Origin of the sequence: Chitinophaga cymbidii (genome assembly GCF_007992715.1) — a bacterium.
Taxonomy (GTDB): Bacteria; Bacteroidota; Bacteroidia; order Chitinophagales; family Chitinophagaceae; genus Chitinophaga; species Chitinophaga cymbidii.
In genome coordinates this window covers 130,689-143,059 of record NZ_BKAU01000004.1, presented here as the reverse complement: position 1 = coordinate 143,059, position 12,371 = coordinate 130,689, and the positions used below count along the sequence as shown (strand labels likewise).

The following is a 12,371-nucleotide window of genomic DNA, read 5'->3' as shown; positions in this document are numbered from 1 at the left end:
GCATGTAATATTCAGTTTTTCCACCGGGTCGCAATTGTTCTAATGGCTGTACTTGCAGGATGTACACGATCAACCACGTCTACCCCTGAACGAAAAGTGTTTATTGCCCGGAATGGAGAAAAATATATACTTTATCGCGACGGCAAGCCTTTTACAGTAAAGGGCGCGGCGGGCTTCACAGACCTCAGGAAATTGCATGAAGCGGGCGGTAACACCATCCGTACCTGGGACACGCTGCACCTTGGCAGCATACTCGATAGTGCGTACGCCAACAACATCGCTGTTATCGCTGGATTCCCCATGCCCGTCAGCAACTTTCTGCCTTACTATAAAGACCGGTCAAAGGTATCCATGCAATACGCTGCGTTCCGGGATATTGTAAACAGGTATAAATCTCATCCGGCGCTATTGATGTGGTGCCTGGGAAACGAAGTGGATTTCCCCAGCAGGCCCCGTTACAACGCCTTTTACAGCGCGTATCGTCGGCTGGTGAAAATGATCCATGCCGAAGACCCGGACCATCCCGTGACCACAGCCCTGATCAATGTCAACCGGCGGTGCATTTACAATATCAGGTTTAAGGTACCCGACCTTGATCTTATCTCCTTTAACATATTCGGTGCGTTGAAGGAGATCGAAAAAGATCTGAAAGATTTCGCATGGTTCTGGGACGGTCCGTTCCTGATCACCGAATGGGGTATTAATGGCCCCTGGGAATCGGAATTTACGGCATGGGGCGCGCCTATCGAGAATACCAGTACGAAAAAAGCAGAGCAATACCGGGAACTTTACGAGCAGTTCATGCCTGTACAGCACCCCAGGTACCTCGGTTCCTGCATCTTCTACTGGGGCCGCAAACAGGAAGTCACCCACACCTGGTTCAGCCTGTTCACGGAAGAAGGCGCCCAATCTGAAACGGTTGATGTCATGCAGTACCTGTGGACAGGCAAATGGCCCGGCAGCAAAGCTCCCATGCTGAAATACATGCTGCTTGCCGGCAGAGGCGCCAGGGATAATATCATGTTCAGGCCCAACACGCTGCAATCAGCGGAAGTACTGTTCCAGGGCACTCCCGGCGATTCACTGCGCATTCACTGGGAAATACTGGAAGAGGACTGGTATACCAAAAACAAATATGAAACCAATACGCAAAAGCCTGCTGTTTTCGACAGCCTTCTGCTTTCTTTCGGAGCGCACACGGCCGCATTCCGTTCACCGGCAAAAGAAGGTCCTTACAGGATCTTTGCTACGGTCTACGACAACAACGGGCATTTTGCATCAACGAATACACCTTTTTACGTAGTCGGTCAATGATAAAACTACCAGATCCTATTGCCCCTCCCTCGCGGCGGGAACGCTTTACCTTACGGCTGATGATCATACTGGGCGTAGGCAGTATCGGTTATTTGCTGTACAACCTGTTTGATGACAGGCAGATCGGTTATGCGCCTTTCTACTGGATACTGATGGCCGGCCTTACCTTCAACTGCCTGCGGATACTGCATGAATGGTACCATTACTTTTCCATCTCCATTCCGGCTACACCGGCGCAACAGCATATGTTCACCGTTGATATCCTGACCACTTTCTGTGCCGGAGAACCTTACCCCATGATCGTGGAAACGCTGAAGGCCATACAGGCTATCCGTTATCCCCACACCACCTATCTCTGCGATGAAGCCAATGATCCCTACCTGATAGCCATCTGCCGGGAGCTGGGCGTGCGGCACGTGACGCGGAACAACCGTCTGAATGCCAAGGCCGGCAACATCAATAATGCATTGCAATATGCTACCGGCGAGCTTTGTGTGGTAATGGACCCTGACCATGTGCCGACGCCCGATTTCCTGGACCCCATCATATCGCATTTCAACGATCCCGAAGTAGGCTTTGTGCAGATCGTGCAGGCATACAGCAACCTGGGGGACAGTCTTGTCGCCAAAGGCGCTGCACAGCAGACTTTTCAGTTCTACGGCCCTATCATGGCGACCATGAACAGCTACGGCACCGTACTCGCCATTGGTGCGAACTGTACGTTCCGGAGGGCTGCGCTGGATTCTATCGGCGGACATGCCAGCGGGCTGGCGGAAGACATGCATACCGCCATGCAGCTGCATGCCCGTGGCTGGAAATCGGTGTACGTACCAGCTGTGCTCACACGGGGCCTCGTGCCTTCTACCTTGTCCGCCTACTACGCGCAGCAGCTGAAGTGGGCCCGTGGCACCCTGGAGCTGCTGGTAACTTCCTATCCGAAGTTGTTCCGGCATTTCACCTGGCAACAAAAGCTGCACTACGGCACCATACCGCTTCACTACCTGTCTGGCATCGTCTTCCTGATCAATTTCCTCATACCTGTTCTTTCCCTTTTCACAGGCTTCATCCCTTTCCGGGTAGACATTGTAGATTTCACGTTACTGGGATTGCCGGCCATCGCTTCCATTATCCTGATCCGCCACTTCGTACAGCGATGGGTGATGGAAGAAAAAGAACGGGGCTTTCACGTGGTAGGCGGGTTGCTGCTGATCGGCACATGGTGGATATATATCCTCGGTCTTGTTTACACCGTGATCAGGAAAAAAGTACCGTATATCCCCACGCCGAAAGATGACAGCGAACCGGATAACTGGAAGCTGAACATTCCCAATATTGCGGTACTGCTGGTGTCGCTTGTTGCGATCATCTACGGCCTGTCGTATGACTGGAACCCCTATACGCTGATCATGGCGGGCATCGCCGGCATCAATTGCCTGATCATGGCCTTTAACATCATCGCCAGCTTCAGGCTCCGCCGCCTCTCCGCACGATCCCGGTGGATAAGCACCATGCTTGTATATCCCCTGCTGATCAAAAAGCAATTCTGGCTTTTCCGGCACCTGCACCTCTATGCCGGTTTCCGAAAGCTCGGCCTGCCGCTGCTGCTGATCACGGTTTTCCTGACCTGGTACGGCACAACCATGAACCCGGAGCCCGCCACCCCCGCTATTGAACGCCATGCCCTGCGAAAAACATTCTATACCGGCATCTACAGTCCCGGCGAAACGGATGGCCTTACTTCGATGCGCCAGGTAACGGAATACCAGCAGCGGGACAGCGCACATTTCAGTATCATTTCACTGTATATTCCCTGGGGCGATGCCAGCCAGTGTTTTTTGCAGGACTCGGTACTGCAGGCTATTTACGATAACCGTTCCCTGCCGATGATCACATGGGAGCCATGGACCAGCCTGTTTGAAAACGCGGCGTCACTTCATGAGCAAAAAGTGCTCGCGCATATCAGTGCCGGTTCTTTTGATGATTACCTGCTCCGGTTCGCCGGACAGATAAAAGCATGGAAACGCCCCGTTTTCCTGCGTTTTGCGCATGAAGCAGACAATCCTGCATATCCCTGGTCGCCAACCGGCCGCAATACGAAGGAAGAATTCCGGGAGGCGTGGAAGTATGTTCACCGCTTTTTTGCCCGGCAGGGCGCCCATAACGTAATATGGGTCTGGAATCCCTGGCGGCCGGAAGCTGCGGCGGATTATTTTCCGGGGAAAGATTATGTGGACTGGATCGGCGTTACCGGACTGAACTACGGTCCACAAAATGAAAACGGCCAATGGTTTTCCTTCGGGGAACTGTATATGCCTTTCCACCGCCTGCCGGTTTTCAGATCGGGATTACCGGTGATGATCGCCGAGATGGGATCACTCGCCATGGCGGGGCGGCAGGACCAATGGATGGAAGATGCGTTCCGCCTGACGCGGGACAGCTTCCCCGAAATTCAGGCAATGGTGTTCTTCAACAGCAACCAGGATAAAAATATTCTCCGGCCCGTTGCAGGCGGCGTGCTGGACTGGCAACTGCAGCATCCCCGGCAGGTATTTGCCGCGAAGGAAAAATATCTGCGGGAAGACACCGCATATTATGCTCCTGTGCAGTTCGCCACTACTACAGGCAACAGCGGACACCGGCGGTTGCCGGACACGCTGCGCGGGCTCAATTATCACAAAGGAGAAAACTGGTTCCGTAATCTGCATGCGCTTACCCGCCGGCAGGTGGAGAAAGATATGGAAGGCATGAAAGCGTTGGGTGTGAATGCCATCCGGCGCTTCGGGCCCGGCATCTATGACAGGAACATTCTCCGTGTAGCGGAAACGACCGGCATGCAAGTACATTATGGCTTCTGGGTGCCGGCGGTAAAGGATATGCGGAAGAACGGCAGGATGCTTGACCGGCTGGAAAAAACAATACTCCGGCGTGTAAAAGAGCTGCAGCACAACCCCGATATTACAGCCTGGAGCATCGGGAATACCAGCTGGCAGGAACTGGCCGGCCATTACAGCAAGCCCGCCCTTCTTTACCAGCAGCAAGCCTTCCTGCACTGGTTGAAAAACCTCTCCGTCAGGATCAAGGCGATTGACGCCTCAAGACCGCTGACAATGGATGTCGCGCTTTCAGACAATATCGACGAAGTCCTGGAATTATTGCAACGGGAATTACCGCGGGTGGATGCGTTTGGCATAGTCGCCGAGCATGATACTTCCGGCTTGTCACAGCTCGGAAAGATGTCCGTTCCGCATTTCATCAGCCAGATCCCCGTGGAATATTACCGGCAATTGCCTGATGACCGGGTTCCGGCGTTCATCACTACCTGGCAGGACCTTGAAACGAGAGATTACGTGACCTTTAATGGACTGACGGACCATTGGGGCCGGTACAAACCGGCGTATTACCAGCTCGCAGCTTCCTGGAACCCGGCAATACAGCAACCACATCTCCCGCAAATTCACATTCTGCGGCCCGCAAGAACAACCTTTCCGGGCAGCCAACTGACCTATCATGCGCTCCTATTGCGCAACAACGAATGGGCGTTTCCCGGCGCAGCAGCGGACAGCCTGGCGTTTAACTGGCATCTTGTGAAAACGGACAATTACGGCAACGAGGTGTTCCTCAAAAAACTCGGTTCCGGAACGTCCATCACCGTTACCATACCCGAATCTCCCGGGCACTACAGCCTCTACCTGCAGGCCGTACGGGATAACCAGGTAACCACCGCCCGCTCACCATTGAATACGCCGCTGCATTTAATGCCCCAGCCCTGAATGAATATGCAGGGCTTTGCTTTCCGTTATTTTTTCCCTATTTTGATCGGCATTATTTAAAATTCCACCATGAGAACATTTTCAGCGCTCCCGGCATCCCTGCTGCTGGCCCCGGTACTTATCACGGCCTGCGGGCAACAGGGCCCTGCCGACAAACGCATCAAACAGATGGATACGGCCCAGACCGCGCAGATCGCGGCTTCCATCGAAGCACAGGTAAAACCCGTACTGGCGGAAGGTCTTACCCTGAAACTATGGGGTATCGATTCGCTGGTGATCTCCCCGATCGCCATTGATATTGACGATCATGGAAAGTTGTATTACACCACCACCAACCGGCAGAAACATTCCGAATTTGATATCCGCGGGCACCGGGACTGGGAAATTCCGTCCATCAGCCTGCAGACCGTGGAAGACCGGCGCGCTTTCCTGCACAAGGAGCTTTCGCCCGAAAACAGTGAAAGGAACCGCTGGCTGGAAGACCTGAACGGCGACAGCTCCCACGACTGGCGCGATCTTACCATCGAAAAAGAAAATGTTTTCCGCCTGGAAGATATCTCCGGCGATGGCGTAGCGGATCTGTCGCAACTGGTAGTAGATGATTTTAACGATGAGGTAACGGATGTGGCCGGCGGCGTGCTGAGCGACGGCGATGATCTCTATGTGGCCGTAGCGCCGGATCTCTGGCGGATGAAAGACAAGAACAAGGACGGCCTCGCGGATGAGAAAACATCTATCTCCACCGGATACGGCATTCACATCGGCTTCAGCGGCCACGGCATGTCCGGCGTTGAAATGGGGCCTGACGGCAGGATCTACTGGCAGATCGGCGATATCGGATTTTCCGGCAAAGGGCCCGACGGGCAGAAATGGGAACACCCCAACAGCGGCGTGATCGCCCGCTCCAACCCTGACGGCAGCGATTTCGAAATATTCGCACACGGCCTGCGCAACACACATGAGTTCGTTTTTGATGAATACGGTAACCTGATCAGTGAGGACAATGATGGCGATCATCCCGGTGAAAAAGAACGCCTCGTATACATCGTGAACGGATCAGACGCGGGCTGGCGCAGCAACTGGCAATACGGCAAATACCGCGACCCGGACAACAACACCTACAAAGTGTGGATGGAAGAAAAGATGTACCTCCCGCGCTTTGAAGGCCAGGCGGCCTATATCACGCCCTGCATCAGCAACTTCGTCAGCGGTCCCGCCGGCATGGTGTACAACCCCGGAACCGCACTGGGCCCCGAATACAAAAATACCTTCTTCATCGCCGAGTTCGTGGGCAATCCCTCCGGCTCCGGCGTGCACAGCTTCCGGCTCAATCCCAAAGGCGCCACTTTTGAGCTGGGAGAACATAAAGAAGTACTGCGCGGCGTATTGCCAACGGGACTGGATTTTGGCCCGGACGGCGCATTGTACGTGGCGGACTGGATCGATGGATGGGATACGCATAACTATGGCCGCATCTGGAAGCTCGACCATGCCGCCAGCGCCTCCTCTCCCGTTCGCATGGAAGTAAAATCCCTGCTGGCGGAGGACTTCAGCAAACGCAAAGAAGCCGCGCTCGGCGGGCTGCTGAAGAACCCGGACATGCGGGTGCGCCTGAAAGCACAGTTCGAGCTGGTGAAACGCAAAGCGAAAGGCAACGATATTTTCCTGCAAATGCTGCAACAGCGGGATAACCAACTGGCACGGGTACACGCTATCTGGGGTATCTGCCAGCTCGCGCGGCAGGATAAGCAATATGCCGCCGTGCTGATCCCCGTATTAAAAGACAACGATCCCGAAATCAGGGCGCAGGCCGCAAAATGGCTGGGAGATATCCGTTACAGCGAGGCCGGCCCCGCACTGGTGCCACTGCTGAAAGATACCGCCAGCCGCGCCCGCTTCTTTGCGGCGGAAGCGCTTGGCCGGATCAAATACGAGCCCGCCGTTCAACCCATCATCGATTTTCTCGAAAGCAATAATGATGAGGACGCTTACCTGCGCCATGCAGGCTGCCTCGCATTGTCCCGCATTGGCAAAACGGAGCCGGTGATCGCATTATCATCCAGCCCCTCCAGGGCCTTGCGCATCGCGGCCGTGGTAACGCTCAGAAGAATGTCCCACCCCGGCATCGCCGGTTTCCTCAATGATACCGACGAATTTATTGTAACAGAAGCAGCACGGGCGATCAATGATGATCTGTCCATCAAAGAAGCCCTGCCCGCACTAGCTAATCTCTTAAACACCACCACCTTCACCAGTGAAGCCCTGCTGCGCCGCGCCATCAACGCCAGCCTGCGCGTGGGTACGGACGCCGCTTTGCAAAGCCTTATCAGCTACGCGCAGAAGAACGGCAGTCCCGCCGCCATGAGAGCCGAAGCCGTAGACGCGATCAGCGTTTGGGCCAAGCCTTCCGTGCTTGACAGAGTGGACGGGCGTTTAAGAGGAAAGATCGAAAGGAATGCCGCACAACTGGTCAGCACCTCCGCCGATGCGCTGATCAGCCTGTTAAAAGACCGCGAGCTACCTGTAAGGACCAGCGCTGCGAAAGCCATCCACAAGCTCGCCATCAAACGCGCCGCCACGCCCCTGCTCGCCGTGCTGAAAAGCGATCCGGAAGCCGCCATGCGCGAGGAATCCCTCAAAACACTGGTATCGCTGCAAGCGCCGGAATCAGAGCAAGCCATCCGCTATGCGCTCGCTGACCGAGAAAAAACAGTACGTGTAGCGGGCCTCGACCTCCTGCCCAAAATGAGCATCCCGCAGGAAGTGATGGTCAGCCTGCTGACAGAGGTGATCGCCAGCAAAACCATGGAAGAGAAACAAGCCGCCGTGCTCACGCTCGGAAAGCTCACGCCGGCGAAATCAAATAAAGCTCTCGAAGACCTGCTGCATAAAATGGCCGCCGGCAAGCTGAGCCCTGACATCTATCTTGAACTGGGTGAAGCGGTGGACAGTAACCGTTCTCCGCAACTGATCGCGCAGTACAAAGAGATCAGCAGCAAACTGTCGCCGGACGATCAGCTGGCCGCCTATGCGGGTAGCCTGCAAGGCGGTGACCCGCAGCGCGGCAGGCAGATATTCTACCGCAACCAGAACGCGCAATGTATGAAGTGCCATGCTTATGACGACCGCGGCGGCAATGCCGGCCCGCGGCTGAACGGCATCGCGGGCAGGATCTCCCGTCAGCAGATACTGGAAGCGCTTATCTCGCCAAGTGCGCGCCTCGCGCCGGGTTTCGGCATGGCGGTACTGGAATTGAAAGACGGTGAAAAAGTGACGGGCGTATTGCAGGGAGAAGATAAAAACGGTATCACCGTAAAAGTTGGACTTGATCCCGAAAGGACCATCCCCAACAGCCAGATCGTGAAAAAGGTATTTTCTCCTTCCAGCATGCCGGATATGAAAACCGTGCTCTCCAAAAAAGAGATCCGTGACGTAGTGAGTTTCCTGGCGCTTTCGAAGGAAGATAATTAAGACAGAAAAGGCCCTCCCATCCAACGATGCGAGGGCCTTCTACATTATTGCGGAATATGAAAATACGTGATGCCGTTAAACGTGCCGTTGCCGCACAATCCTACCCGGGATGCGGGGAATGACGCGGGATAGCGCTTCACTTCCCGCCCGTCTACAAAAAAGATCACTTCGCTGGCGGTCTTCACCGCGCGTAAATGATACGATTCGCGGCAGGTTTCGTTTACCTGTATTTTGTTGACATATATCATCCGTTCGCCGGGTGCTTTGTTGACGAACTTCAGCCCTTCCGCCTTTACGGGATTAAATACGATTTTGTCGAAACCCGGATGGCCGGTGGTATCCCGCCGGAAAGCCGGCAGCGGATGCCACTTTTCCCCGCTTTGATAGAAGATGTTCATTTTCTCATGGATGCGCTCTATCAATGTGTCCGGCTGCTGGTAAGGCGTTTTGTTCAGGCTGATGGAATTGATGTAGACGGGATGATCGAAGCTAAAATGTCTTTCAAAAAAATCGCTGTACTTCATGTCCACATAATAGCTGCTCGCGGTTTCGAGGGATATTGCTTCGGTGGATAAAGGCGTACCGTCTTTTTTACCGGTGATGGCCAGCTTTTGCGTTTTGTTGTCAAACTGCGCCTGCAAATAGTTTTCATCATCGATATAAACAGCGTAGATACCTGCGTTGCCGGTTGCGGTTTGCGTCACCTGTGTGCCGATCTCGTAACTGTCCAGCAGATCACCTTTGAAAACGCGGTTACCGGCGTTGAGCGTGAGGCCGTTGCCGGAGATGCTGGCCGGCGTACCCCATCCGCTGATCATGTTGTCAAATTCATCCCATCCGATCGTATACAGCACACCATCAAATGCCGCGCCCGCGCCTTCTGTATAAAGGCCGGGAATATGTTTGCCGTTCAGCGCCGTGCGGATCACCGGCATGCCCGGTGCGGGCAGGTGATCTATTTTCACTTCAAACGACGCGGCATTCCTGAAAACAGTCAGCGTATGATAACGGTCAAAATTGAAATCCTGCGGTAGCGGATGATACGCGGTGGTTTGTTTTCCTTTCTGGTTGAGGCGGTATCCCCATGCCTTGCGTTGCGGGTCCAGCCATATTTTCAGCCAATCTGACTCATCTTTCCATGCGGCTATGATGCCTGCTTTTGCTTTATTGGGCTGGACGCCGGTTTCAAAAAGGTAGTTGCTGGCCGGCGTGCTTTTTATCAAAGCCTGCGCAGTACCGGTTGCGGTTTGCGTCAGCTGGCCGTGGCGTTGCTGCCAGTCGCCACCGGATGTTCGCCACTTTTGCAGAAAATCCACATCAGTTCGTTTGACCGTTGATGTTACCGCCGCCGTCAGGCTATCTGCACCATTGAACAAATCCCTGAAATCCGGCATCGCAGGCGCCGGATGATAACCGGGCGTGTGCTCGCTGGTAATACCATCAACAACCAGTTTGCGGTTAAAGAAATGCACCCGGTCAATATACTGTCCTCTCCGATCCGCATTTTTATTCGCCATGTACACCAGCCACCACTCAAAACCGTTTGGACCGCGCAATATGTTCGGCTGGCCGGGAGAATATAAAATATCATCCCCCCTTTCATTTTTCATATCGAAAAGCGATATGTCGAGGAAGTTTTGCCGGCCGCGGCTGCTTTGGATGGCCAGTATGTTTTCTCCGTTCTTCAGCAGCTGACGCGCATCGATGTTCAGGGTGGTGTACTGACGGCCGGATCTTTCGTAAACTGGTTGGCCGTTCAGGTAGATGCGGGTATCGCCATTATGATACACACGCAGTAACAGATTGGACGGAAGTTGGCTGTTCAGGGAAAACACTTTTCGCGCCCATATCTCCGGCTCATTCCACATCGTACGGACATTCCGGACGGTGGAACCTTTGATAACGCCGGAGCCAAATCCGGGCTTCCCCTGCTGCCAGCCGCTTGCATCAAAGCCGGACTGATGCCAGTTTTCAGCCGGTCTGGCGGTGGTGTACTGAAAGTATGGATTTGTATTGTATTTCAGCAGATCAGCAAAACGGTCTTCCAGACCGGATTGATTGGAGAACACCACCGGCCCGGGATACTTGCCGCCATGCCCGAAGCCCATCGGGCTATCCGCCTCCGCCACACCGAGCATGTAATTGCCCCAGGCGGTGGAAGTGTGATTGGCATTGTACATCATGTAATACCGGTTGCGGTATTTGATGACCCAGGGGCCTTCCGCCACGCGGTTGTCCGTTGTTTCCCAGGTGTTGGGCAGTGATGCGAACTGGTATACCGGCGGCCCTGCAAACGTGTAAGGATCTTTCATGGGCCGCGCCCAGATGGTGTTACCGTCTGTGAATTTTACCATGTAGAGGTAGTGCCGGCCGTCGTCATCTGTAAAAAGCATCGGATCAATGCGGTTATCCAGCCATGTGTCTTTTACCGGCTCGTTGTAAGGACCGAGCACGCTGTCTGACACGGCGTGCCCGATGTGCACCACGTTCCTGTCCTGCCCCCAGTAGTTCACGGACCAGTAGAGATGGAACACGCCGTTGATGTACCGCATATCGTTCGCATGTATCTGGTTATCGCCGGCGGAAGCTCCTTCCGTCCAGCCGTTATTCATCGAAAATACATGCACCGGCCCTTTCCAGTTCACCAGGTCGTCCGACACATAAAAGCCGCCGTTGGTAAACACGCCGCCGATATAATATTCCCCGTTGAATTTCATCACGCCCGCGTCCGCCACACCGGGCAGTACGGGGTTATGGATATGTTCCGGTCTTTGTGCGCCTGCATACAACGCCAGCAACTGGCAGCAGGCGCACAGGAACATCATGCTGTAGTTCATGCCGTAACTATTTTGATGGTACCACCACCGGCCAGCCTTTGCGGTAGGTAATGCGGTCGATCAGCATCACGCGGCCGCCGGTCTTTTTCTTTGCCGGGATGGCGTGATAGGCAATATATTCACGGCCCCGGTCATCCTTTACGATGGAGTTGTGCCCCGGCGCCAGCCATTCTTCATTCAGACCGAGTATCACACTGCTGCCGTTGTTATGCTTTTCCCCGAATCTTTCAAAGGGACCGAATGGATCTTTGGAACGCGCGACCATCACGGCATAATGCGCATTTTCCCCGCAGCAGTTATCGCCCGAATAATAGAGGTAATACCATCCCTTATGCAGGGTGACCCATGCGCCTTCGATCAGCCGGTCGTAGCTTTTTCCGTCGGCGGGAACTTTATCTTTGCCGGGCCACACCACCATTTTGGCGGTGGTGCCGGGTTTGAAACCTGACCAGTCGTCGGACATTTCCTGTACCCGGATCGGCTCGAAGCCGGAACCCCAGTACAGCAGCTTCTTTCCGCTGACAGGGTCTACAAAAGCCATCGGGTCGATGTTCACGAAACCCTCTCCGCAGATCAGCGGCGTGCCTTTATCCACGAAGGGGCCGGTCGGCTTGTCTGCATACGCCACGCCGAGGCATTTGCCCATGTTTTTATCGGTAGACTCGCCGGAATAGAACATCACGTATTTTTTCATGACGGGATCGTACAGCACGTGGGGCGCCCAGAAATCGCGGTCCGCCCATACCGGCGGTTGCGGCAGGGCATCGCCTTCCGGCTGCCAGTGCATCAGGTCGGTGGATGACGCCACCTGGATGTGCGCGTTGCTGTTGGTGGCATAGGCATAGTATTTTCCTTCTGCGCGGATGACCGTAGGGTCCGGAAAATTCTTGTCAAGTACGGGATTATGGCCGGTCTTTTGCGCAAAGCCATACATGCCGGCGAACGAGAGGACCGCCGCCAAACAGAATTTTTTCATAGT

At 54.4% G+C, this 12,371-nt stretch carries 5 protein-coding genes; 3 read left to right on the top strand and 2 right to left on the bottom strand.

The features are described 5' to 3' along the window. The first annotated feature begins 42 nt into the window (after nucleotides 1–42). The 3 genes from CCY01nite_RS16860 to CCY01nite_RS16850 all read left to right on the top strand — a co-directional run bounded on the left by CCY01nite_RS16860 (nucleotide 43) and on the right by CCY01nite_RS16850 (nucleotide 8,555). The gene (locus CCY01nite_RS16860) at nucleotides 43–1,314 is read left to right on the top strand and encodes a glycoside hydrolase family 2 TIM barrel-domain containing protein (protein WP_186831110.1); all 1,272 of its coding nucleotides are present in this window, start codon (nucleotides 43–45) and stop codon (nucleotides 1,312–1,314) included. Then, complete coding sequence (locus CCY01nite_RS16855; protein ID WP_146864289.1) at nucleotides 1,311–5,084, top strand: glycosyltransferase family 2 protein; 3,774 nt, start codon at nucleotides 1,311–1,313, stop codon at nucleotides 5,082–5,084. The genes CCY01nite_RS16860 and CCY01nite_RS16855 overlap by 4 nt, the downstream gene beginning before the upstream one ends. A gap of 69 nt (nucleotides 5,085–5,153) precedes the next feature. Then, on the top strand, nucleotides 5,154–8,555 hold the full coding sequence (locus CCY01nite_RS16850; RefSeq protein WP_146864287.1) for a DUF7133 domain-containing protein: 3,402 nt from the start codon (nucleotides 5,154–5,156) through the stop codon (nucleotides 8,553–8,555). Nucleotides 8,556–8,599: 44 nt separating this feature from the next. On the opposite strand, the gene CCY01nite_RS16845 is transcribed toward CCY01nite_RS16850, so the two are convergent. Both CCY01nite_RS16845 and CCY01nite_RS16840 read right to left on the bottom strand, forming a co-directional pair. After that, nucleotides 8,600–11,392, bottom strand: coding sequence for a family 43 glycosylhydrolase (locus tag CCY01nite_RS16845; RefSeq protein ID WP_222614424.1), 2,793 nt, complete (start codon nucleotides 11,390–11,392; stop codon nucleotides 8,600–8,602). A gap of 7 nt (nucleotides 11,393–11,399) precedes the next feature. Then, nucleotides 11,400–12,368 (bottom strand): glycoside hydrolase family 43 protein, encoded by a 969-nt coding sequence (locus CCY01nite_RS16840; RefSeq protein WP_146864285.1) that lies wholly within the window; start codon nucleotides 12,366–12,368, stop codon nucleotides 11,400–11,402. Nucleotides 12,369–12,371 lie beyond the last annotated feature (3 nt).